18 protein-coding genes and 1 tRNA gene are annotated in these 22472 nt (G+C 61.8%); 9 read left to right on the top strand and 10 right to left on the bottom strand.

Features of this window, described 5'->3' with window-relative positions; genetic code table 11:
* Positions 1-55: 55 nt before the first annotated feature.
* Together HGO40_RS21755 and HGO40_RS21750 are read right to left on the bottom strand one after the other, a co-directional pair.
* The gene (locus tag HGO40_RS21755; RefSeq protein ID WP_502943348.1) at positions 56-1939 is read right to left on the bottom strand and encodes a phytase; all 1884 of its coding nucleotides are present in this window, start codon (positions 1937-1939) and stop codon (positions 56-58) included.
* A 204-nt stretch (positions 1940-2143) separates the two neighbouring features.
* The gene (locus HGO40_RS21750; protein WP_250964694.1) at positions 2144-4672 is read right to left on the bottom strand and encodes a TonB-dependent receptor; all 2529 of its coding nucleotides are present in this window, start codon (positions 4670-4672) and stop codon (positions 2144-2146) included.
* Between the two features lie 459 nt (positions 4673-5131).
* Here HGO40_RS21750 and HGO40_RS21745 point away from each other — a divergent pair, with 459 nt between their 5' ends.
* Positions 5132-6046, top strand: a complete 915-nt coding sequence (locus HGO40_RS21745; protein WP_250964693.1) for a GGDEF domain-containing protein — start codon at positions 5132-5134, stop codon at positions 6044-6046.
* Entirely contained in the window at positions 6043-7080 is a 1038-nt protein-coding gene (locus HGO40_RS21740; RefSeq protein ID WP_250964692.1) for an AraC family transcriptional regulator, read from the top strand. The genes HGO40_RS21745 and HGO40_RS21740 overlap by 4 nt, the downstream gene beginning before the upstream one ends.
* Positions 7081-7293: 213 nt before the next feature.
* Here HGO40_RS21740 and HGO40_RS21735 read toward each other — a convergent pair whose 3' ends face one another.
* From HGO40_RS21735 to nirB, 3 genes are all read right to left on the bottom strand, one after another.
* Complete coding sequence (locus tag HGO40_RS21735) at positions 7294-7734, bottom strand: CBS domain-containing protein (protein WP_250964691.1); 441 nt, start codon at positions 7732-7734, stop codon at positions 7294-7296.
* Between the two features lie 211 nt (positions 7735-7945).
* Positions 7946-8317, bottom strand: a complete 372-nt coding sequence (gene nirD / locus HGO40_RS21730) for a nitrite reductase small subunit NirD (protein ID WP_250964690.1) — start codon at positions 8315-8317, stop codon at positions 7946-7948.
* On the bottom strand, positions 8317-10878 hold the full coding sequence (gene nirB, locus HGO40_RS21725; protein WP_250964689.1) for a nitrite reductase large subunit NirB: 2562 nt from the start codon (positions 10876-10878) through the stop codon (positions 8317-8319). The genes nirD and nirB overlap by 1 nt, the downstream gene beginning before the upstream one ends.
* Before the next feature lie 557 nt (positions 10879-11435).
* On the opposite strand from nirB, the gene HGO40_RS21720 reads away from it, so the two are divergent.
* Together HGO40_RS21720 and HGO40_RS21715 are read left to right on the top strand one after the other, a co-directional pair.
* Positions 11436-11849: a CBS domain-containing protein gene (locus HGO40_RS21720; protein ID WP_250964688.1), complete on the top strand. Its 414-nt coding sequence runs from the start codon at positions 11436-11438 to the stop codon at positions 11847-11849.
* A gap of 29 nt (positions 11850-11878) precedes the next feature.
* Positions 11879-12862: an SDR family oxidoreductase gene (locus HGO40_RS21715; protein WP_250964687.1), complete on the top strand. Its 984-nt coding sequence runs from the start codon at positions 11879-11881 to the stop codon at positions 12860-12862.
* On the opposite strand, the gene HGO40_RS21710 is transcribed toward HGO40_RS21715, so the two are convergent.
* The 3 genes from HGO40_RS21710 to HGO40_RS21700 all read right to left on the bottom strand — a co-directional run bounded on the left by HGO40_RS21710 (position 12851) and on the right by HGO40_RS21700 (position 16991).
* Positions 12851-14458 carry an alpha-amylase family protein gene (locus HGO40_RS21710; protein ID WP_250964686.1) on the bottom strand — a complete coding sequence of 536 codons (1608 nt, stop codon included), beginning with the start codon at positions 14456-14458 and terminating at the stop codon, positions 12851-12853. The genes HGO40_RS21715 and HGO40_RS21710 overlap by 12 nt on opposite strands.
* 10 nt (positions 14459-14468) lie before the next feature.
* Entirely contained in the window at positions 14469-15995 is a 1527-nt protein-coding gene (locus HGO40_RS21705; RefSeq protein ID WP_250964685.1) for an alpha-amylase family glycosyl hydrolase, read from the bottom strand.
* 324 nt (positions 15996-16319) lie between these two features.
* Positions 16320-16991 carry a Bax inhibitor-1/YccA family protein gene (locus HGO40_RS21700; RefSeq protein ID WP_014338124.1) on the bottom strand — a complete coding sequence of 224 codons (672 nt, stop codon included), beginning with the start codon at positions 16989-16991 and terminating at the stop codon, positions 16320-16322.
* 124 nt (positions 16992-17115) lie between these two features.
* Between HGO40_RS21700 and HGO40_RS21695 the strand changes: the two genes are divergently transcribed.
* From HGO40_RS21695 to HGO40_RS21685, 3 genes are all read left to right on the top strand, one after another.
* Positions 17116-17203, top strand: a tRNA-Ser gene (locus HGO40_RS21695).
* Between the two features lie 124 nt (positions 17204-17327).
* On the top strand, positions 17328-18182 hold the full coding sequence (locus HGO40_RS21690) for a prohibitin family protein (RefSeq protein ID WP_250964684.1): 855 nt from the start codon (positions 17328-17330) through the stop codon (positions 18180-18182).
* Positions 18183-18446: 264 nt separating this feature from the next.
* Positions 18447-20243, top strand: a complete 1797-nt coding sequence (locus tag HGO40_RS21685) for a DAHL domain-containing sensor histidine kinase (protein ID WP_250964683.1) — start codon at positions 18447-18449, stop codon at positions 20241-20243.
* Between the two features lie 150 nt (positions 20244-20393).
* Here the strand turns inward: HGO40_RS21685 and HGO40_RS21680 are convergent, their stop codons facing one another.
* Positions 20394-20585 (bottom strand): DUF2188 domain-containing protein, encoded by a 192-nt coding sequence (locus tag HGO40_RS21680; RefSeq protein WP_250964682.1) that lies wholly within the window; start codon positions 20583-20585, stop codon positions 20394-20396.
* An 85-nt stretch (positions 20586-20670) separates the two neighbouring features.
* Positions 20671-21570, bottom strand: coding sequence for a polysaccharide deacetylase family protein (locus HGO40_RS21675; protein WP_250964681.1), 900 nt, complete (start codon positions 21568-21570; stop codon positions 20671-20673).
* 238 nt (positions 21571-21808) lie between these two features.
* On the opposite strand from HGO40_RS21675, the gene HGO40_RS21670 reads away from it, so the two are divergent.
* Together HGO40_RS21670 and HGO40_RS21665 are read left to right on the top strand one after the other, a co-directional pair.
* Positions 21809-22063, top strand: a complete 255-nt coding sequence (locus HGO40_RS21670; protein ID WP_047226592.1) for a DUF6555 family protein — start codon at positions 21809-21811, stop codon at positions 22061-22063.
* Positions 22064-22213: 150 nt separating this feature from the next.
* Positions 22214-22444 carry a hypothetical protein gene (locus tag HGO40_RS21665; RefSeq protein WP_250964680.1) on the top strand — a complete coding sequence of 77 codons (231 nt, stop codon included), beginning with the start codon at positions 22214-22216 and terminating at the stop codon, positions 22442-22444.
* Positions 22445-22472 lie beyond the last annotated feature (28 nt).

The following is a 22472-nucleotide window of genomic DNA, read 5'->3' as shown; positions in this document are numbered from 1 at the left end:
TCCTGTCTGGCGGTTATTCGATGAAATGTTCGTGACCGGCTGATGACAACGTCGCTCAAGGCAGGCCCAGCGCTTTCGCGACGTCGGCCCAGGGCACGAACTTGAAGTTCTGGGTCTGCTCGGGCATGCGCTTGCGGCCATCCTGGACCACCAGCATCCCCTGGCTCCACGGCCCGCCGAGGTTCACCGAGGTCACTTCCAGGCCATCGGTTTCCGAGGCGCCATCAATCCCTGCGGCCGCGTTCAGGCCGACTCGGAAGGCGCCGCGCACGGCGAAGGGCGGCTCGGCATCGAGCACCAGGTAGCTGTCGTTGCCCTGGCTGGAGATCACCAGGTAGTCGCGGCCCCCGGCCTGATACAAGGCCATGCCTTCGACGTCGGCGTGCAACGGCGGGCCGACCTTGATCACACTGTTCAAGGTGGCCGGCTGTTCGGCCCGGGCATCCACTGTCCAGACGCCCACGTCCTCCTCACCCAGAAACAAGCGCTGGCGCTGCTCATCGGCCACGCACCCTTCGGGCTGGCTGGCGACGTTGAACTGGCGCACCAACTGGCCGCGCACTACGCCGTCCGGCGCGCTGAGGCGGTACTGCTCGAAGCGCCCGTCCTTGCCGTTGGCGAAGGCATACAGTTCACCTTCGGCCGGTTGGAACAGGCAGATGCCGTAGATTTCCTTCAAGGACGTCGCAATCTCCCCCGCTTCGCGCAACTCGCCGCTGGCACGGTCGATGCTGAACAGGCTCAAGCTGTTGCGATCACGGTTGCTGGCCACCGCCAGGTCGACGGTTTGCGTGCCCAGCTTGAAGCCAGGCCGCACATCGACGTTGTTCAGGCGCCCGACCGGCAGCGCCTGCAGCAACTTGCCTTGCAGGTCGTAGGCCAGCAGGCCTTGCTTTTTGTTGGTGCCCAACACCCGACTCAACCCGGGCGCGGTCGGATGTACCCAGATTGCCGGGTCATCCGCGGCATCCCCCTGACGGGCCACCGGTTCACTCTGGGCGATGGCGGCGACACTCGGCAGGACCGGCGCCAGCGGCGCGGGGCTGGGTTGCCAGTCGAGTTCACCCTGGTACAGGTGTCCGTTATCATCGTCGCGCAGCAGCACTTCGATACCGGTTATCGTCCGGCGTGCCGCAAGGCTTTCCGGCTCCTTCAGGCCCGGCAGCGATAGCTTGGCGCGTGGTGTCCAGGTTTCGCCGTCCGGCTGATACAGGTGCAATTGCGCGGCCTTCGGGTCGAGGCCCAGCACGCCGCCGGACACTGTTGCCAGGGCGCCGGCCGTGTGCTGGATGTCGCCGAATGGTTCGTGCATCGCCACGGGCACCCGCACAGTCTCGGCCTCGGAGGATGCGGGGTAGGCCCACCAGCCGACCCGCTCTTCGTTGACGAACAATTGCTGGCTGTCGTCCTGCACCTGGCAGGTCTTCGCATCCGGCGGCAACGGCACGCCACGCACCCGTTGGGCCGTCGCGCCCAGTTGCTCGCCAGCGCCCACCAGCCATTGCTCACCCTTGCCCTCCTCACCCACCAGGAACACAAACAGGTTGCTCGCTTCGTCGCGGTACAGGCATAGACCGTTTACCGGGAAGTCCCGCGTGGGCAGGTACAACGGCGTACCCCACTGGCGGTTGTGTGGATCGAGGCTGACGACCAACGCTTGCTGGCGCGTGCTGTCGCGGCTGGCGACCAGCACGTTCGCGCCAAGCGCACGGCTGTCGAGGCCGTCGAAGGCGCCCTTCAGGCGCGTCAATTCGCGACCTTGGTCATCGAGCAAGAACAAGCCTTCGCGGGCACTGGCCAGCCGCTCGGTCGTTGCAGCGCCTGGCAAGAATCCCAGGGCATTGAGCGACAGTTGCTGGGCTTGAAGCCAAGGTTGCAGCTTCAGCTTGGGTGCAGGGGAAGCCGCCTGGGCGGTGACCGATGCCAGGCTGACAAGCATCGCCAGCAGGTAGCGTGTGGGTAAAGACAACATCGTGTTCAACGGGAAAATCCTTGTCGTTGGGCCGAACTCAGAAATCGCAGGTTCGCTATTTTCCGTGGCGAGGGAGCTTGCTCCCGCTTGGGTGCGTAGCGCCCACAAGAAAGGTCTGCTGCGCAGCCCCGCGGGAGCAAGCTCCCTCACCACAGGGATTGGCATCGGTGGTCAGAAATGGGTAAACGTCAGCCCTAGCTTGTACGTCGGGCCGTACTCTTCGTACTGGCCGTTATAGGAACGATGGCCGGTGTAGACGAAATACGACTCGTCGGTGAGGTTCTGGGCCTCGAGGCTGACTTGCAGGTTCTTGGTCAGGGAATAACGCGCACTGAAATCGACGAAGGTCTGGGCGTCGACGTGCAGGTCATGGTCGCGGTCGCTGATGGATGCCAGCTCGAACAGGTACGCTGACTTGTAGTTGGCCGACAGCCGCAGGCTCAACTTGTCGTTTTCCCAACCCAACATCAGGTTGCCGACCGTGTCCGACTGATTCGGCAAGTCGATGCTGCGCTTGCGCTGTGTACCACTGGCCTGGTCGAAACCCTCGATCTCGGCATCCGAACGGCTGAAGGTGGTGTTGGCGCCGAGCAGCAGGCCGTTCCAGGGTGCTGGCAGCCAATCGAATTTTTGCGAATAGGCCAGTTCCAAGCCATACAGCTTGGCGCTGTCCCCGTTGGCGTAACTGTGGGCTTCGGAGAAATCAGTCCAGGCGCCAGTGCCGGCCAGGTCGGTGTTGTAGACGAAGTTCTTGATGTCCTTGTAGAACACAAAGGCCGAGACCGTGCCCGCGTGCCCCATGAAGTGCTCGATGCCCAGGTCCAGATTGCTCGATTCCAGCGGCTTGAGGTCCGGGTTGCCGAAAGTGGCCTCGTCATCGTCGATGACAAACCCCGGCGCCAGTTGCCCGAAGGTCGGACGCACCACGGATTTGGTCCACGCAGCACGCACCGGGGTGGTCTTGTCCAGTTGGTAGCGTGCATGCAGTCCCGGCAGCCAGTGGTGGTACTTGCGTCGGGTCTCGGTATCGGTAAATACCCCCTCGGTGGCGCCGGTGCCCTTGGCTTCGAACTCGGTGCCTTCGTAGCGCATGCCGGCGATGAAACGCCAGTCATCGATGTCGACGGTGTTCATCAGGTAGCCGGCGTTGATGTCCTCGCTCATCTTGAAGTCGTTGACACGCGACTCTTGCTCATCAAAAAAATCATCGCGATTGAGGCCGCCCAACAACTGCTTGATGGCATCGGCGCTGATGCCCGGGCCGAAGCCGCCGAGGCGGTAATCCACGTTGCCTTTCTGGAACTGCCCAAGGTTCAGCTGCTCGTCGGTGAAACCCAGGTCGTCGAAGTCCTCGTAGACCCACGCGTTCAGGTCGTTGTCCTTGTCCCGCCGGCTGACTTTGCCGCCGAACTTGACCTGGGAGGCATACCCCCCGAGGTCATAGTCCCGGGCCAGGTCCAGGCGCAGGTTTTTCTCGGTGTCGGTGGTTTTTTGCTCTTCCCAGTCCACCTTATCGAGGCTGAAATTGGCCGGATCGTAGAAGCCCGAACCGATGATCGGCCGTGGCTTGTCGTTGTCATGGAAACCGCCGTTGAAACCATCGATACCTTCGAAGGTGGCGCCGGCGATGTGGCCAGGGCTGTCTTCGCTGGATTGGCTGTAGCCACCCTGGCCGCTCAGGGTCCACAGACCGAACATCCGCTCGCCGCCGAGCACGTAGGATTGGATTTCCTGGGTTTCTTCCCGTTGCTTGAGCCTGCGCTGGCCCTCGGCGTCGCCCAGTTCACCGGCGGCCTGCGGGTCTTCGAAAGCGATGCTGGTGGCGTTGCGGGTTTCGCTGTCCTTGTAGCGACTGTAGAGCGTGCGCAGGTAATAGCTGCTGACGTCATCGGGCTTGTAATCGAAGTTCAAGCCGCCGCCGGTCCGCTCGCGACGGATGTCGTAGTCGCGCTGTTCGAACTCTTCGAGGCGTGAGCCTTGTTCGAAGTCCCAGGCGCCGCCGGTTTCGACGTTGTCCGAGCCGAAGTCACGTTTCTGCCAACTCAGTGCCGCGGCCACGCCGAAGTTGTCGATGCCATCGCCAAGACTGAAACGGTCGCTGATGGCGCCGGAAAATTTCGGACTGGTCTGGCCGGTGTTCTTGTCGTAGCTGGCTTCGCCGCTGCCGGTATAGAACAGGCCCTTGTGATCGAAGGCCGAGAGGCTCTTGACGTCCACCGTTCCGCCCAGGGAGTTGGCGTCCATGTCCGGCGTCAGGGTCTTGATCACTGACAACGACTGCACCAGTTCCGAGGGCAACACGTCCAGGGCAACGGCGCGACGCTCGCTTTCCGGCGCCGGTACCAGGGTGCCGTTGATGGTCACGCTGTTGAGGTCCGGCCCCAGGCCGCGCACGCTGACAAACCGGCCTTCACCCTGGTCGCGCTCGACGCTGACACCCGGCAGGCGCTGCACCGCTTCGGCGACGTTTTCATCGGGCAATTGCGCCACGCCGTCGGCGTGTACCACGCTCTTGATGCTGTCGGCGCTGCGCTGCTCCTTGAGGGCCTGGTCGATACTGGCCGCCTGGCCGACCACTTCAACGTGTTCCGTGGCACCGGCCGCCTGCTCCGCGGCGCTCAGTCGCTCACTGGCAATCGCCATGGCCAACGCGGTGACGGTGAAACCGACGAGCCCGGCAGTGCTTGTGCGGTGATACATGGTGATCCTCCCCAGGAATCCGGAAATCCGCCAGGCAATGGCCCGGCAACTGGGTGGGCACGCTAGGGTGGGGGAATGACGGTTCTGTGACAGGCAGGGGGCGCAGAAGCCAAGCGGGTAGGTTTTGAGTGGATTCGCGGCACACAATGAGCTGATACGACCCTCTTTTACGACGGGTGCGGGTCCTCGTGGCGAGGGAGCTTGCTCCCGCTCGGCTGCGCAGCAGCCGCAGATCGGACGATGCGGCGTGCCTGCAAGTATCGTGGCGCTTGGTTTTTTTGGAGGGGCGCTTCGCACCCCAGCGGGAGCAAGCTCCCTCGCCACAAGGATTGCGGCAAAAAAATCCGGATAACCGATGAGCTGATTCGACCTCCCCCACCCCATCACTCGCCGTCACCGCACTGTCACATTCATCTGCTGTGCTGGGCCGCAGTCCGCTTCTGGCAAACGATTCCGGCCATGTTCTCCGTGCTCCGCCCGCACCGGTTCAAACTCGCCCTGCTCCTGCTGGCGGCCAACTTCGGGGTGCTCCTGCACTTGGCCAGCGGCGAACTCAAACCCATCGCCGAATGGGTCTGGCTGGATATCCTCGGTGAAGGAGGCGCGGCGCTGCTGGCGTTGGTCTGGCTGGGGTTGGTACTCAAAAGCCGCCCGGCTGGCCGGGTCACCAACTACCTGGTCCTGGGCCTGGGCTGCATCTTCTTTTCCTGGTGGATCGACAGCCTCGACGAATTCATCCGCCTGCCCGACAGCATCACCTGGGATCACTGGCTCGAATCCGGACCGATGCCGCTGGGCATGATCCTGCTGACCCTCGGCATCTACCACTGGCACCGCGAACAATTGGCAATCAATGGTCAGATGGAGAAGCGCGAGCGACTGTTCCGTGAGCACCGTCTGTTCGACAAGCTCACACCGTTGGGTGGCGCTGACTTTCTCAAGCATGAGCTGTCCGCCAGCCTGGAGGACAGTCGTCGTCGCCAACAACCGCTGTCGCTGCTGGCCTTGGACCTGGATAACTTCACCGCTATCAACCAGCGTTTCGGCCACGGCGAAGGCGATGCGGTATTGCAGGCGATCAGCCAGTTACTGGTCTTGAACCTGCGCCGCCAGGACCTGCTGTGCCGCCTGGCCGGTGATCGCTTCGTGGTGCTGCTGCCCGACACCGGCGAAAGCCAGGCCCGACGCCTGGCCCTGGAACTGGAAATCGCGGTGCGCAGCCTGGCTCACAAGACCCGACAACACGGCGAGCGGCTCCAACTGGCCGCCAGCACAGCGGTGGTGATGGCGTTCGACGAATCCCCCGACGCCTTGCTCAAACGCCTGAACCTGGCGCTCGCCCAGTCCCGGACCCCGTTGGCGAAAAGCGCATGACGCTCAAGACCTGCTGGTACGAAACCGATAGCCGCTTCATTCCGGGACACTATCAACCTGCCGCGCTGATCGACCTGGCATTGTCGCGGGACATCGACAGCCATCGCCTCCTACGCGGCACCGGGCTATTCCATGACGATATCCTCGCCGGACAGAGCCGCATCAGCCCGCAGCAGTTCCTCGGCCTGATCGACAACAGCCGGCGCCTGCTGGATGCCAGCGACAGCAGTTTCCTGTTTGGCCAGCGGCTGTTGCCGGGGCATTACGGCCCCGCGAGCCACGCTTTGCGTCACGCGCAGAACTTGCATCAGGCCCTGCAGACCCTGATCGACCAGCAGGCACTGCTCAGCCCGTTGGCGGCCCCTCGGCTGCTACTGGACGAGCACTACGCCTACGTCCATTGGCTAGACAGCTGCGGTGCCGACGAACAATGGCGCTTCGTGCTGGAAGCGAGCATGACCTCGATGGTGGCGATGAGTGCCTGGCTCAGCGGCGAACGCTTGCCCTGGCAGTGCAGTTTTCGCCACGGCGAGCCGCGTTACGTCGAACAATATTGGGTGCACCTGGGTGAGCACACCCAATTCGACCGCCCTCTGGACCTGATGCGCCTTCCCCGTCACTGCCTCGCCCAGCCCTGGCCCAACGTCTCGGCCACCGCCGGCCAGGTGGCGCGGATCGAAGCCCGGGACCAGCTCGATCAACTGGGTTTCGCCTCAAGTATCCTGGATTGCCTCTACGACTACCTGCACGCCCATGTGCAGCAGACGCCGAGCCTGGAACAGACCGCCCAGGCCTTCGCCATGAGCCCGGCGACCCTCAAGCGCAAATTGCACAAGCACCACACCGGGTTCCAGCAACAGGTGGACCGGGTGCACACCCATGTGGCCCTGTATCTGTATCAGGTCAAGGGGTTCAGCAACGAGGAAGTGGCGCAGTACCTGCGCTTCAACGACACGGCGAACTTCCGGCGCTCGTTCAAGCGCTGGACTGGCAGTACGCCGAATCTTATCCGGCAGTTGTTGATGTTGGGCTGAAGGGAGCGGCTTGAAAAAGGCCTTATCGCGAGCAAGCTCGCTCCCACACTGGATTGGGGTGGATGCAAAGTAGGCTTGCGGTGAACTGCTGTTGTGGCGAGGGAGCTTGCTCCCGCTCGGTTGTGCAGCGACCGCAAGATTTTGGGACCGCTGCGCGCTCCAGCGGGAGCAAGCTCCCTCGCCACAAGTGCCGTTGTGTTCGAAAAATCGGGGTCAATGCCCGCGAATGTAATGCTCCAACTGCCGGATCAAGTCCGCCTGCTCGACAATCGCCTCTTTCACCAGGTCGCCGATGGACAACAGGCCGATCAACTGCCCGTTATCCAGCACCGGCAGGTGCCGCAAATGGCTGTCGGTCATGACTTCCATGCAGCGGTCGATGCTCTGCTGGCTGTCGGCGGTGATCACCGGGGCGCTCATGATAGTGCGCACGGTCGTGCCCACCGATGAGCGTCCCTTGAGCACCATCTTGCGTGCATAGTCCCGCTCGCTGAACACCCCCACCACCTGGCCGTCCTCGATCCCGGGTAATGCGCCGACATTTTTCTCGGCCATGATTTGCAGGGCTTCGAGCACCGTCTGCTCGGGGGCGATGCTGTGGACTTGCTGGTTCTGCACGCTCTTGAGCCTGACCAGTTGGGCGGCGGTTTTCATTGTTCATCCCCAATTTCAGTAAAAAGTGACCCGCTGTTCGTGGCGAGGGCGCTTGCTCCCGCTCGGTTGCGCAGCGACCGCAAGATTTTGGGACCGCTGCGCGGTCCAGCGGGAGCAAGCTCCCTCGCCACAAGAGCACTGCACTGCTAGAGCACCATAAGAGCACTGCTAGAGCACTGCAGGAGCACCACAACAGCCGGCATAGCACGGATCAGTCTTCGCCAATCTCCCCCACATCACCGTGGCGCCGCACCGGCCACACCCGCAGGCTGTGTTCCGGGTATTCCAGGCAATGACCGTCTTCCAGGCGAAAATGCTGCATGTACATCGGCGAGGCAATCACCAGGTCACCCTTGATGCTGCCCAACAGTCCGCGGCCGATGACGTTCGCGCCGGACTTCGGGTCGCGGTTGTCGATGGCGTACAGCGGCTTGTCCTCATGTTCCGGCAGATAGAGCAACGCCACTTGGCTGCCAGCGTGCCAGGCGACGACGCCGGAGTTGGGCACTAGATCCTCGCGGCTGCACAGGGCGCGCCATTGCAGGGATTCTTGAGCGATACGAACGACGTTTGACTGGCTCATCAGAGCACCTCCTCGGTAACGGGAATCAAGTGGAGTTCATGGGCATGCACTGGCCGACGCTGGCCGCGCTCGCGGACGAAGTGAACGTCCGGATCGCCGCGCTTGTCGTTGACGAAGGTACGGAAACGCTTGAGCTTCTCCGGGGCCTTCAGGGCATTGGCCCATTCGCATTCGTAGCGGTCGACTACCAGTTGCATCTGCGCTTCGAGCTCGGCGCCCAGGCCCAGGCTGTCGTGAATGATCACGTCCTTGAGGTAGTCCAGGCCGCCCTCCAGGCTTTCGCGCCAGACCGATGTGCGTTGCAACTTGTCGGCGGTGCGGATGTAGAACATCAGGAAGCGGTCGATGTAGCGGATCAGCGTGGCGTCGTCCAGGTCCGTGGCGAACAGCTCGGCGTGACGCGGACGCATGCCACCGTTGCCGGCCACGTAGAGGTTCCAGCCCTTCTCGGTGGCGATCACGCCGACGTCCTTGCTCTGGGCCTCGGCGCACTCGCGGGTGCAACCGGAGACCGCGAACTTGAGCTTGTGCGGCGAGCGCAGGCCTTTGTAGCGGTCCTCGAGGGTCAGCGCCATTTGCACGCTGTCCTGCACGCCGTAGCGGCACCAGGTGCTGCCCACGCAGGATTTCACCGTGCGCGTGGATTTGCCGTAGGCGTGGCCGGTTTCGAAGCCGGCTTCGATCAGCTCGGACCAGATGTCCGGCAACTGGTGCAACTGGGCGCCGAACAGGTCGATGCGCTGGCCGCCGGTGATCTTGGTGTAGAGGGCGTATTTCTTGGCGACCACACCGATGGCGATCAGTTTGTCAGCGGTGATCTCCCCACCGGCAATCCGCGGCACCACCGAGTAGGTGCCGTTTTTCTGCATGTTCGCCATGAAAGTGTCGTTGGTGTCCTGCAACGGCACCAGGGACGGGTCCATGATCGGCTGGTTCCAGCACGACGCCAGGATCGAGCCCACCGCCGGTTTGCACAGGTCGCAGCCGGTGTGGCCACGGCCGTGCTTGGCCAACAGTTCTTCGAAACTGATGATGCCTTCCACCCGCACCAGTGCATACAACTCCTGGCGGGTGTAGGCGAAATGCTCGCACAGGCTCTTGTCGACACTGACGCCACGGGCAATCAATTCATGCTCGAACACCTGCTTGACCAGTGCCGCGCAACCACCGCAACCGGTACCGGCCTTGGTGTCGCATTTGAGCTGGCCAAGATCCGTGCAACCGCCGTCGATGGCCGAACAGATCGAGCCCTTGGTGACATTGTGGCACGAGCAAATGGTCGCGGTTTCGGGCAGCGCCGCCGGGCCCAGGGTCGGAGCGCCCTCGGACGATGGCAGGATCAGGCTGGCGGCATCCTTGGGCAAGACGATGCCGTTCTGCATGTATTGGAGCAAGGTGTCGTAGTAGCTGTTGTCACCCACCAACACTGCGCCGATCACGTGCTTGCCGGCGGCGTCCACCACCAGTCGCCGGTAGCTGGCGCTGGTTTCATCGATGAATTGGAAGCTGCGCGAACCCGGCGTGTTGCCATGGGCATCGCCAATGGAGCCGACGTCCACGCCGAGCAACTTGAGCTTGGTGGACATGTCGGCACCGGTGAAGGCTTCAGCGCTTGCGCCGCACAGGGTGGCCGCGACATTGCGGGCCATCTGGTAGCCGGGGGCGACCAGGCCGAAAATGCTGCCGTTCCAGGCCGCGCATTCGCCGATGGCGTAGATGTCCGGATCGCTGCTCTGGCAATGATCATCGATCACCACGCCACCGCGTGGGCCGATCTGCAGGTCGCTCTGGCGAGCCAGGGCATCCTGGGCACGGATACCTGCGGAGAACACAATGAGGTCGGTTTCCAGGAAATCGTCGTCACCGAAATTCATCCGATAACGGTACTGCTCACCGGCACTGATGGACTGGGTGCCCTTGGACAGGTGCACGCCGACGCCCAGGCTTTCGATGCGCGCCTTGAGTGCCAGGCCACCCTGCGGATCCAACTGCACCGGCATCAGCCGTGGGGCGAATTCCACCACATGGGCTTCCAGGCCGAGGGTCTTGAGGGCGTTGGCCGCTTCCAGGCCCAGCAAACCACCCCCCACCACCACGCCACGGCGGGCATTGCTGGCGGCGGCGCGGATCGCGTCCAAGTCTTCCAGGGTGCGATAGACCAGGCACGAATCGCCTTCAGCGCCCTGGATCGGCGGCACGAAGGGATAGGAACCGGTCGCGAGCACCAGTTTGTCGTAGCTGACACGCTCGCCGGCTGTCACGACTTCACGGGCCTGGCGGTCGATTTCCAACACAGGTACACCCAGGTGCAACGTGACGCCCGGGGTCTGGTACAACGACGCTTCGCCCAAGGCCAGGGACTCGGCATCACGCCCGGAGAAATACTCGGACAGATGCACGCGGTCATAGGCACGCATCGGCTCTTCGCTGAACACATGCACGCGGTAATGATTGAGGGCACCGCGCTCGATCAATTGTTCGACGCAGTGATGGCCGACCATGCCATTGCCGATCACGATCAGCGTTTGCAGCTTGTTCAGGGAAGCAACGTTGGAATTCATAAAAAGCACCCGACAAAAGCCCATCACGATGTTGAAAGCAAAAAAAAGACGCCTGAAACCTTGCGGTTCCAGGCGTCTTTGCCTGTTCTGTGCGGTATCGGCCCGGCGACTGCGCCCCGACCTACCGTTATCCCCCGGCCTGCTGGCACTCGATCATCGTTGACCGACGGGGCGGCCCACTCGACTGTGTTCACGGCGGGCCTGGATAGCCTCTTGCAGCGAGCGTGCCAAACCTCATCGGCAACCCTGTCCACGCCCTCCCCGCCACCGACGATCCCCTGTGGGAGCGGGCTTGCCCGCGAAGACGCCCGCTCAGTCACCGCAAGCCGAGCGGTATTCGCTTCGGTCTCGCAAGCGCCAACAACTGCCTTGCGATGGTGCGAGCCTGCACGAGCGGCTTCATAAAAGTGCAGCCTTTCAACCCCTCCAGCAAAAATCCTGAACCATCGCCAACCCCGATTTTCACAATAAGTGAGGAGCCCGTCCGGTCGCCGTAAACCACTCACGACGCCCGGGCCGTGGCTTGCTGTCAAACCCGAGAGAAAGGAGATTCAACGATGAAAATCAATGAACTCATGAGTCGGGAAGTACGCACGAGCTCCCCCGATACCCCCCTGAGCGAAGTGGCGCAGATCATGCGCCAAGCCGACATCGGCGCCTTGATCATCAACCAGGCCGACCGCCTGGCCGGGATGATCACCGACCGCGACCTGGTGGTCCGGGCCATGGCCGACGGCATGGACCTGAACACGCCCGTCAGCCGGATCATGAGCGATGAGGTGCGCTACTGCTTCGACGACGAAGAGATCGACCATGTGGCCAAGAACATGGCCCAGATCGAAAAACGCCGCCTGCCGGTGGTCAATCGCGACAAGCGCCTGGTGGGCATGGTCTCGCTGGCCAATGTCGCCAGTTGCAACGCCGACAAACTCAGCGCCAACCTGCTGCGCGGCGTCGCGCGGCCTCACTGACTCAGCCAAGGAACTGCGGAGCGAGCGCCATGGAGGAACAAAGCCCACCTGTCGTGGTGATCTGTGGTGCCACCGCCGGCGTCGGCCGCGCCACGGCGCATCGGTTTGCCGTCGCCGGCTACCGGGTCGGGCTGCTGGCCCGGGGCGAACAGGCGCTGGCGGCCACGGCAGAAGAGTTGACGCAATTGGGGGCGACCTGCCTGGCAATCAGCGTCGACGTGGCCGATGCCCAGGCGGTAGCCGACGCCGCACAGCGAATGGAGCGAGAACTCGGCCCGATCGGCGTCTGGGTCAATTGCGCGATGGTCACTGTGTTCTCTCCCATTCGCCAACTGAGTGCCGACGAGATCCACCGGGTTACGGACGTGACCTACCTGGGCACCGTGCACGGCACCCTGGCGGCGCTGCAGCTCATGGCCCCGCGTAATCGCGGCGTGATCATCCAGGTCGGCTCCGCGCTGGCCTACCGCGCCATTCCGCTGCAAGCAGCGTATTGCGCGGCCAAGTTCGCGGTGCGGGGCTTCACCGACTCACTGCGCTGCGAACTGCTCCACGACCACAGCGACATCCGGGTGTGCATGGTGCAACTGCCGGCGATCAACACACCGCAGTTCGATTGGGCACGCAACAAGTTGAGCAAGCGCGTGCAGCCGGTGCCGCCGATTCATGATCCGGACGTGGCCGCCCGGGCGATTTTCAGCGTGGTCAAGCGCACACCCCGGGAGCTGTGGCTCGGCGCCGCCTCCGTGAAGGCCATCGTTGGCACCTGCCTGATGCCAGGGCTGTTGGACCGCCTGATGGCTCGCAGCGCCTATGCCGGACAAATGACCGACAAAGACGACAACAGCCAACGGCCAGACAATCTGTTCGAATCGCAGGAGTCCCTGCACCGCACCCGAGGGCGGTTCTCCGGTCGTTCGCGGGATACGGCGCTGGCCCTCAGTTCCACCCAAGTGTCGGCGCTGTTGCTGGCAACCGGTGGAGTGCTGGCGGTGGTGTTGTTATTGTTCTGATCCGGTGCGGCGCCACCAACGATAGCCATAGCCATTCAAGGTCAGTTGCCGATCAAGGGCGGCCGGGTATTGGCTGTCCGAAATGATTTCCTTGAAGCCTTGCAAGTCCAGGCCGTCCAGCTTCACGGTCAGCGTGTCGTTGCTCAGGTTGGCCAACATCACCGAGGTGGCCTCGCCCACATGGGCCACGGCGAATACCGCCGGGTGATCGACCGTCAGCAGCCGGGCTTCGCCGTCGCCCACCTCAGGCAGGCCGGCACGGGCCAACAGCAATGGCCGCACCCGGCCCAACAACGACTCAGGTGCATTCAACTGGTCCTCGACATTGAGCTGGGTGTAGGCGAAGGCGCCTTCATCGATCACCGGAGCGACGAGGCGCTGGGCCGATGAAAAGCCGGCGTTGGCCTGGCTGTTCCACTGCATGGGCGTGCGCACAGAGAGCCGCTCGGGACGGGACAAATCGTCGCCCATGCCGATTTCTTCACCGTAACGCACGATGGGCGTGCCGGGCAGCGACAACAGCAAGGCCTGGGCCAGCGCTTGATGGCGCACATCGCCGTCCAGCATCGGCGCCAGGCGTCGGCGAATACCCCGGCCATACAGGCGCATGTCCGCCTCCGGGGCGAAGACTTGCATCACTTCCTCACGTTCCTCAGCGCTCAAGCGCTCCAGGTCGAGTTCGTCATGGTTGCGCAGCCACACCGCATAGCTGGCACCGTCCGGCGGTGCGGGACGCCGGGCGATGGCACGCTGTAAGGGTTCGGCCTGGCCGCGAGCCAACGCCAGGAACACATGGTTGTTGACCCAGAAATCCAGCACCAACCCCAAGCGTTCGCCGTTTCCGAAGTAATGGCTATAGCGCTCCGGTTCGACGTCGACCTCCCCCAGCAACACGCCTTCGGGGTTGATGGCGGTCATGCACTTGAACAGCCGGTCCAGTACCCAGACGCCCTTCTCTTCATCTTCGCCACCGGCCTGTTCCACCAGGTGCGAAGCGGCATCCAGGCGAAAACCGGCGATGCCGAGCTCGAGCCAGTGGACCATGATGCACTCGATTTCCTCGACCACACGTGGGTTCGCCAGGTTGAGATCCGGCTCATGGCGATAAAACAGGTGCCGGTAGTACTGCCCGGCTTGTTCGTCCCATTGCCAGATGCTGTCTTCCACCGACGGAAAGATCGGTTGGTTGCCGTCGTCCACCGGAGTGTCGGACCACACGTAATAATCCCGGTAGACGCTGTCCTTGTCGCGCCGCGCCCTCTGGAACCAGGGATGTTGGTCGCTGGTGTGTTGCGCCACCAGTTCAAGGATGACGCGCATGCCGCGCTCCCCGGCCTGGACAATCAACTGGCGCAGGTCTTCTTCGCTGCCGAAGCGTGGGTCCAGGGCCATGAAATCGCTGACGTCATAACCCGCGTCCTTGAATGGCGAGCGGTACACCGGCATCAGCCAGAGAGCACCAACGCCCAGTGCCTTCAGATAATCCAAGCGCTGGATGATGCCCTTCAGGTCGCCGCGGCCGTCGCCATTGCTGTCGGAAAACAAGGACGGATCGATCTGGTAAATCAGGGTCTTTCGGTGCCAGTTGGCTTTCATCGGTCACTCCTCATCGGCACAGGATCACAGCCTGCTCGGCAGCCAGTCGGCCACTGAATACTTGACCTTCGCCCGCCCCGTCGCTGGCGATTTCGACCTGCCAGGCGTCAGCCAGGGGGAACGTATGTGCGCTGTCGGCGAAGTTGATGCAGACCAGCCGTTCATCGCCCTCACAGTGGCGACGATAGGCCAGCACTTGTGGGTGCGATGGCAGTTCCTCCCAGGCGCCCAGGCGCAACGCCAGGCTGGCGCGACGAAAGGCCAGCAGGCGCCGGTACAGCGCCAGGGTGGAATCGGCTGTTCGTTCCTGCGCCTCGACGGCCAACACGTCGGCATCCGGCGCAAAGGGCAACCACGGCGCGGCCCCGGCCCAGCCATGGGGCGCCTGGACGGTCCAGGGCAACGGCGCCCGGCTGCCATCCCGGCCGCCCGGATCGACGCGGGTCAGGGCCGTGACCACGGCGTCTTCCAAACCCAGTTCTTCGCCTTGATAGATAAACGGCGTGCCGCGCAGCGGCAGCAGCAGGACCGCAGCGGCTTGGGCCCGGCGTAGCGAACCGCCGTAGCGGCTGCGGTGTCGGCTATTGTCGTGATTGGACAGCACCCAGGTTGGCCACGCCTGCAACGGGCCAAGATCGTTCTCCACCTCGCGTATGCACATGCGGAATACCACCGGATCCCAGGGGGCGTCCAAAGGCGGGAAATTGAACGACATGTGCAGTTCGTCACTGGCCCCATAATAGGCCGCCACCTGGGCCGTGGAGCGAATGTTCACCTCGCCGATCAACACCCGCTCGCCGGGGTAGCTGTCCACCAACCGGCGCAAGCCACGCAACACTTCGTGGCTGTACGGCTGGTCGTTGATCTTGACCATGGTTTCACCGGCCATGCAGCGCGGATCATCGGCAAAGCTCGGATCCTTGCCGACGCAATGCACGACATCGACACGGAACCCGTCCACGCCTCGCTCCAGCCAGAAATGCAACACCTGGTGCATGGCCGCCACCACGTCGGGGTTGTGCCAGTTGAGGTCGGGTTGTTGCGGCAGGAAAAAATGCAGGTAGTACTGCTGGCTGGTCTCGTCCCAGGTCCAGGCGCTGCCGCCGTCGATCGAGGCACGCCAGTTGTTTGGCTGGTCGCGCCAGATGTACCAGTCGCGCTTGGGGTTGTCGCGGCTTGCGCGCGACTCGATGAACCAGGGATGTTGGTCCGAAGTGTGGTTGGGCACGAAATCCAGCAACACCATCAGGCCTCGTGCGTGGGCTTGGGCGATCAATTCATCCAGGTGAGCCAGGGTGCCGAACAACGGGTCGACATCGGTGTAGTCGCAAATGTCGTAGCCCGCGTCGCACATGGGGGAACGAAAGACCGGGGACAGCCACAACGCGTCGACGCCCAGAAGTTGCAGATGATCCAGGCGTGCGGTCAAGCCGGAAAGATCGCCGATGCCGTCGCCGTTGGCATCGGCAAAGGAACGTGGATAAACCTGGTAGATCACAGCGTTCTTCCACCAGGGCGAAGGGAAGGAGTTGGGCATGTCGCCTCCTTTGATCGCAGTGTTTGGTGGGCAAGACCGCAGCCCCGCCGGACGCCCCGTTTATCGCGGAACATAGTGTAAGAACCCGATAAATCACTTGGGGTTCGTTTTTTCTTGCGGGGCCAGGCGACCCTACAGTCGGCTGGGGGTTGTTGACGATGTTGCTGCGGCCCCCTGAGCGGCCGTTACCGAAAAAACGGATATACCCGTCATTCCTTCCAAAATGCGCCAAAAAAAACGGCGCTTCCCATTGCTGAAAGAAGCGCCGTTGTCTCTATGTGAACAGCATCACGCCAAAGCGGACTCTTCACTCATCGCATGCAATCAGTCGTCACGCCCCATCAGGCCAAACAGCTGCAGCAAGCTGACGAACAGGTTGTAGATCGATACATACAGGCTGACAGTCGCCATGATGTAGTTACGCTCACCGCCATGAATGATGGCGCTGGTCTGATACAGGATGCAGACCGACGAAAACAGCACGAAGCCGGCGCTGATCGCCAGTTGCAGGCCGCTGATCTGGAAGAAGAAGCTGGCCAGCACCGCGCCCAGCAGGACGAAGAAACCTGCGGTGATGAAACCGCCGAGGAAGCTCATGTCCTTGCGGGAAATCAGCACGTAGGCCGACAGGCCACCAAATACCAGGGCGGTCATTGCAAAGGCCGAGCTGACCACTTCGGCGCCGCCCTGCATTTGCAGGTAGCGATTGAGGATCGGGCCGAGCAGGAAACCCATGAAACCGGTCAGGGCGAAAGCCGACACCAGGCCCCATGCCGAGTCACGGAGTTTGTTGGTAAGGAAGAAAAGGCCATAGAAACCGATCAGCACGACGAAGATGTTCGGGTAACCCACCCGCATCTGTTGTGCGACGTAGGCCATCACACCGCTGAAAGCGAGCGTGAGTGCCAGCAGGCCATAAGTGTTGCGCAGGACGCGGCTAACCTCTAGCTGCTCAGCCTGCACGCTGTTGTTCACTGCGTAATCCTGTTCGCGCATGGCGACACTCCTCCGGTTTTGAAACATTCAGTGGCAAGGATCATAACAGACGCTCTGTAACAAGCTACGTAGAGAGTTTGACAGTGTGTTTCATTCGGGTATTATGGCGCCCGCAACGCAATACGGAGGTGTGGCCGAGTGGTTTAAGGCAACGGTCTTGAAAACCGTCGACTGTAACAGGTCCATGAGTTCGAATCCCATCGCCTCCGCCATCTTCTAACGTTAAAGCCCTGATTTATCAGGGCTTTTTCGTGTCCGGCATTCAGAATACCTATTGCAGCTTCAGCATCGGACAACGCTATGGCCAACCCCACCCCGCCACTCAAGGAAAGAAAAGTGACCAGCAAAACCATCGGCTCCATCGTTGCTGCAATCATGGGCATCGTCCTGTTGTGTGTATTGTTCGGCAGCTGGTACACCGTCGACGAGACCGAGCGCGGTGTACTGCTGCGCAACGGTGCGCTGGTCGGGGTGGTTGAACCGGGCCTGTCCTTCAAGACGCCATTCATCGAATCCGTACGCATGATCAGCGTCCAGAGCCAGGTCACGGCCTACGAAGACCTGCAGGCCTACAGCAAGGATCAACAGTCCGCCGAGCTCAAGGTGTCCGTGTCCTGGCATATCGCGCCTTCCGATGTGGCGAAGGTCTACACCCAGTTCAAGGACCTGGAAGGCATCCGCGACCGGATGATCAGCCGCCAGGTGCCGACCCAGGTGGAAAACGTCTTTGGCAAGTTCAACGCCGTGGCTGCCGTGCAGAACCGCGTCCAACTGGTCAACGATATTTCCACGGCTATCAAGGCCACCATTACCGGTCCGGTCATCATCGACAGTGTCCAGGTCGAGAACATCGATTTCAGTGACGCCTACGAAAAGGCCATCGAAGCGCGCATGGCCGCGGAAGTCCAAGTCAAGACCCGCGAACAACAGCTCGCCACCGAGCAGGTCCAGGCGCAGATCCGGGTAACCCAGGCCCAGGCCGAAGCTGACTCGCAAGTGGCCCAGGCCAAGGCAGACGCGCTGGCGACCGAACTGCGCGGCAAAGCCGAAGCCGAGGCCATCAAGGCGCGGGCCCAGGCCCTGGCCAGCAACCAGAACCTGGTGGAGCTGACCAAGGCCGAGCGCTGGAATGGCGTGCTGCCAACCACCGTGCTGCCGAACAGCGCCCTGCCCTTCATCGACATCAAGTAACGCCATCGGCGCGGCCTCCCTGGCCGCGCCTGCTCCATCCCGGGAGCGCCCCCGACAGACATCATCCCGCTCGTTAGCGCTACACTCGGCAATGAACCCGACGTTCATCGTTAGCAGCGAGCTCAACGTGCATCCAGGCAAAAGCAGATCGACACGACCCACCGTACGACGATTACCTCGCCTCCCCTTCGGCTCAAATCTTGAGCATCTCCCGCCTCGGGAATTCACCTACGCATTGATCAGCACCCCGCATAGGAGAACAGCGTGACCACGCTTATAAAAAAATATAAATGGCCCGCCCTGTTGGCCGTCGCGCTTATTGTGTTTTCTGCGCTGATATTCTTTCTGATCAAGTCATACACGTACGACTCATCGACCTACTTCGAATCCCGCGACTTCATTCGCCAACTCAAACAATCCGATGCGAACTGGAACAGCAAGATCCTGAGGAAAAAGATCGGCATCAACAACAACCTCTCCCTGGCCCCGCCACCAGAGGCCGACAGTCGCTGGCAGCAATTGGAGCAGCTCAACAACACCGGCCCCTTGGCGACACTTTGGATGTCCCGTCGCCAGGGCTATGTGGAAGCCGTCAAGAACAAATCCTTGCTGGTGGAGCAATTCGAACGACACAACGCCCATCTACGCACCTCCCTGGATGCGCTGCCGCAGGTTGAAGACCAGATACAAACGCGGCTGAAGGACATGAATATCGAAAGCCCGCTGGAACGCATGACCGTGGCGTCCAATGTGCTTGAGTTGACCCTGACAACATTGGAGTTCGCGCTTTATGTCACGACGGACAAAGCCAGGGAGTTGCAAGGCAAGTTAACTGAGCTGGAGCCTTACATCGAACGATTGCCCGCGACTGACCAGGCGCCCTTCATAACCCTGACCCAGCACGTCAAGACCATCGTTCAGGAACAACCGGTCGTCAATGACCTGCTTGACCGCATCAGCGTCATTCCGGTTGCCCAGGAACTGGACAGTATCAATGAATTGTTGAACGAGACACAGCGCAGGACCGCCGCAACGGACCGTCAATACCACATCTACCTGGCCGTGTGCGCAAGCCTGATGGCGCTGTTGATGATCTACCTGGCGGTGCGGTTGGTTCGCAGCTACGCCACGATCAACCAGATCAACCAGGCGCTGCAATCGTCCAACGAACGCCTCGAAGAGCGCGTGCAGGAGCGCACGCGTGAGCTGATGGAAGCCGAACGCGAGCTGGTGGAGGCGGCCCGGATGGCGGGCATGGCCGAAATCGCGACGAACGTGCTGCACAACGTCGGGAATGTGCTCAACAGCGTCAATATTTCAGCCGAGGTGGTAACCCGCAAGTTGAGGCACAGCAAGACGCTCGGGCTCACCAAAGCGGTCAATATGATGAATGAACACGCCGAGGACCTTGGCCACTTCATTAGCCACGATGAAAAAGGCCGCTTGCTGCCACGCTATTTCAACGAGTTGGTCGACTCCATCGCCGCCGAACAGGCGCTGCTGATCGATGAATTGGCGCAGTTGACCAAGAGCATCGATCACATCAAGGAAATCGTCACGACCCAACAAACCTATGCGGGCGCCGCCAGGCTGATCGAACCGCTCAAGGTCAGCGACCTGTTCGAAGATGCCCTACGAATGAATTCGGGCGCCCTCAGCAGGCACCACGTCACCGTCATCAAGGATTACCAGGACGTTCCCATGATCATGGGCGACAAGCACAGGCTGTTGCTGGTCCTGATCAATCTGATCAGCAATGCCAAGTTTGCGATGTCGGACACTGAAGGGCATCCGCGTGAAATGACCTTGGGAATCCGCATTCTCGACGAAACGACGCTTTGCCTGAGCGTCAAGGACCGTGGCGAAGGCATTTCCGCAGAGAACCTGGCGCGCATCTTCACTCACGGGTTTACGACACGCAAGGACGGCCACGGGTTTGGCCTGCACAGCTGCGCCCTGGCGGCGGTAGAAATGAATGGCCGCTTGCATGTCCACAGCGATGGGCCGGGGCAAGGTGCGCTGTTTACCTTGGAGATCCCGTTGGAGTTGGCGCGTACCTGACTGGGTCGGAGAAAAACGCGTCCCCTGTGGCGAGGGAGCTTGCTCCCGCTGGGCTGCGTAGCGCCCCCTTTTGTGAGCGCTTCGCACTCAAGCGGGAGCAAGCTCCCTCGCCACGGGTTTGTCGCCTGAACAGTATGGGTGAGCATCCACCTATTTGGTGTTTACAGGCCGGCCGCTACGGTTTCTCCGAGTCGGCAACGCGGCGGCGAAGGCCAGCGCTTCCTCGCGGGAAGCGAAGGAGCCCAACCGGTCAGCCTGGGTGCAGACTCTCCACGGACCGCTGTTTACGCTGAGCACGTCATACCCATTGACGTGCATTTTCGTCATCATCGCAGTACTCATAGTCACCTCCGACTTCAACCAAGGGTGCATCGCCTACGATACACGCTGATTGTCCAGGGGTAGCGACCGGACGTCGGTCGCGACCTCAGTGGGCGTCGGAATCCCACAACCAGTCCCACAGCCCCGGCAAACGTACGGGCTCAGTGCTGTGATCGACCGTCCGGGCCAGCGCCGCTCGCTCCAGCGCCTGGCGGTCATCATAGAATGGCCTGGCGGCGGTCCTCATGCCGGTGGCGTTGGCGCTGTCGAGCAGTATTTGCAGGTATTCGCGGGCATGCCGGGCGGTATAACGATTGATGTCATGAAACGTCACCACCACCGGGATCACCCCGTCCACCGCGGGCAGTTGCCCGGCCGCGATGCGCTCGCGCACCTCAGAGAGTTGTCGGACCAGGTTGATGCGCCGCCGGGGGCTCATCGTGATACCCCAGACCTTGCCATCATTTGCGCTCAAGTCGGTCAGCAGAATGTGCAGGCCATGTGCTCGGTAAGCCGCCGCAGTGCGCCTGTCGAAGCTCCAGAACGGTGGCCTGACCAGGGACGGCGCCGCGCCGGTCATGGCGGCAATATCATTGCCACCGTGGGTGAGCGATTGCTCCAGCTCATCAGGGCTCAGGAACCGGTGATTGGTGTGCCAGTAGGTGGCCGTATGAAAGGCCAACACATGGCCCTCCTCCTGCTGCCGATGCATTATCGAGCGGCCAATATCGCTGCCTCCGGCGCGTGGCGAGCGGGTCTGCAGGAAAAACACTGCCTTGATGCCGGGCTGTACCGGGTTGTCCACGAGGGCGTCCAGCACCGCCAGGCTAGGGTTCCAGAAAGACGATGCGCTGGGCCCATCATCGAATGTCAGCAGGAAACGGATCGGGGGTTGTTCACGCAAGCGTTGCTCGGTTTGCGGCGTCAGTTCGATGGGGGCGCCAATGCAGCCCGACAAACCGATGGCGAGGGCTGCGATGAACAGCACCCTGGCGATGTTTTTCATGTTTTGCCTTTAATTGATGCCGCGTTGCCTCGCCTTAGATCCCTGGCCGCCGGTGTTGAAGCCCACCTTGGAGAAGGGTAACCGGGTTTGGTTCCTTGCTGTGAATAATGGCTGCTCGCAAAGTTTGCGCTTGCCCCGCGCTTGAGCCTCGGCGGCATAAATTTGACCGTCTGGAAATTCGATGGAATTTTCCGAATGCCTTTGTATCCATCCGTATAGGACTAATTAGGGAGGATTTATGGGCGGGCCATCGCTTTACATCATTGACTACATGCTTCATGGCGAACCCAAGTCATTCATTATTCGTGCAGAAGTGATGAATAACTCCGAGGCTTGGCATTGGGCCAGCTGCGATGCGGGGGTCGGACGCATACCGAAATTCGGCAGGGAGAAGGTCAAGCGGGTTTCCAAGCCCCTTGCGGAAAAATACGGCATTACCGACGTGCGCTGGCGGGCGAGCGTCGCGCCGGCCTGGGTCAAGGAATCCGGCTGAAATATCACGCACCGTTTCCGGCCACCGGTTGTCCGACCGGGCGCCGGTTTCTTCGACAGATCCGAAATAACTCAACTACGCTTAAACCACAGCAAGACCCGCCCATGGCGGGTCTTGTGCTGCCTCATCAACCCTGAATGGAGGTGTGACATGTCCGAAAAAGAGTCCATCACCACCCAGCTCACCTTGCTGGAATCGCGTCAGGCCAGGCTCACGGCAGCCTGCAAGGAAATCGCCGACTGGGTCGACCATCAAGGCGGGCACCCCACCGCCGTGCGCATTCGAGACCGGCTCAACGACATCGACAAGGACGCGCCGTCGATCCAGAGCGCACTGACCTCGCTCAAGCCCACTGAACCGCCGCTGCCCAAGTTCCGCTGACGCGCCATGCCAGCGATGTTTCCCCCTG

This window comes from Pseudomonas sp. CG7, from assembly GCF_023701885.1.
Lineage (GTDB): Bacteria > Pseudomonadota > Gammaproteobacteria > Pseudomonadales > Pseudomonadaceae > Aquipseudomonas > Aquipseudomonas zanjanensis.
This window is presented reverse-complemented; position numbering and strand designations above follow the sequence as displayed.

What these genes read in the sequence shown, in the direction of transcription:
- HGO40_RS21755 (WP_502943348.1), bottom strand. Translation starts at nt 1,939, where the DNA reads ATGCTTGTCAGCCTGGCATCGGTCACCGCCCAGGCGGCTTCCCCTGCA.
- HGO40_RS21675 (WP_250964681.1), bottom strand. Translation starts at nt 21,570, where the DNA reads ATGAAAAACATCGCCAGGGTGCTGTTCATCGCAGCCCTCGCCATCGGT.
- HGO40_RS21710 (WP_250964686.1), bottom strand. Translation starts at nt 14,458, where the DNA reads ATGAAAGCCAACTGGCACCGAAAGACCCTGATTTACCAGATCGATCCG.
- HGO40_RS21680 (WP_250964682.1), bottom strand. Translation starts at nt 20,585, where the DNA reads ATGAGTACTGCGATGATGACGAAAATGCACGTCAATGGGTATGACGTG.
- nirB (WP_250964689.1), bottom strand. Translation starts at nt 10,878, where the DNA reads ATGAATTCCAACGTTGCTTCCCTGAACAAGCTGCAAACGCTGATCGTG.
- HGO40_RS21715 (WP_250964687.1), top strand. Translation starts at nt 11,879, where the DNA reads ATGGAGGAACAAAGCCCACCTGTCGTGGTGATCTGTGGTGCCACCGCC.
- HGO40_RS21700 (WP_014338124.1), bottom strand. Translation starts at nt 16,991, where the DNA reads ATGCGCGAACAGGATTACGCAGTGAACAACAGCGTGCAGGCTGAGCAG.
- HGO40_RS21665 (WP_250964680.1), top strand. Translation starts at nt 22,214, where the DNA reads ATGTCCGAAAAAGAGTCCATCACCACCCAGCTCACCTTGCTGGAATCG.
- nirD (WP_250964690.1), bottom strand. Translation starts at nt 8,317, where the DNA reads ATGAGCCAGTCAAACGTCGTTCGTATCGCTCAAGAATCCCTGCAATGG.
- HGO40_RS21735 (WP_250964691.1), bottom strand. Translation starts at nt 7,734, where the DNA reads ATGAAAACCGCCGCCCAACTGGTCAGGCTCAAGAGCGTGCAGAACCAG.
- HGO40_RS21705 (WP_250964685.1), bottom strand. Translation starts at nt 15,995, where the DNA reads ATGCCCAACTCCTTCCCTTCGCCCTGGTGGAAGAACGCTGTGATCTAC.
- HGO40_RS21720 (WP_250964688.1), top strand. Translation starts at nt 11,436, where the DNA reads ATGAAAATCAATGAACTCATGAGTCGGGAAGTACGCACGAGCTCCCCC.
- HGO40_RS21750 (WP_250964694.1), bottom strand. Translation starts at nt 4,672, where the DNA reads ATGTATCACCGCACAAGCACTGCCGGGCTCGTCGGTTTCACCGTCACC.
- HGO40_RS21745 (WP_250964693.1), top strand. Translation starts at nt 5,132, where the DNA reads ATGTTCTCCGTGCTCCGCCCGCACCGGTTCAAACTCGCCCTGCTCCTG.
- HGO40_RS21740 (WP_250964692.1), top strand. Translation starts at nt 6,043, where the DNA reads ATGACGCTCAAGACCTGCTGGTACGAAACCGATAGCCGCTTCATTCCG.
- HGO40_RS21670 (WP_047226592.1), top strand. Translation starts at nt 21,809, where the DNA reads ATGGGCGGGCCATCGCTTTACATCATTGACTACATGCTTCATGGCGAA.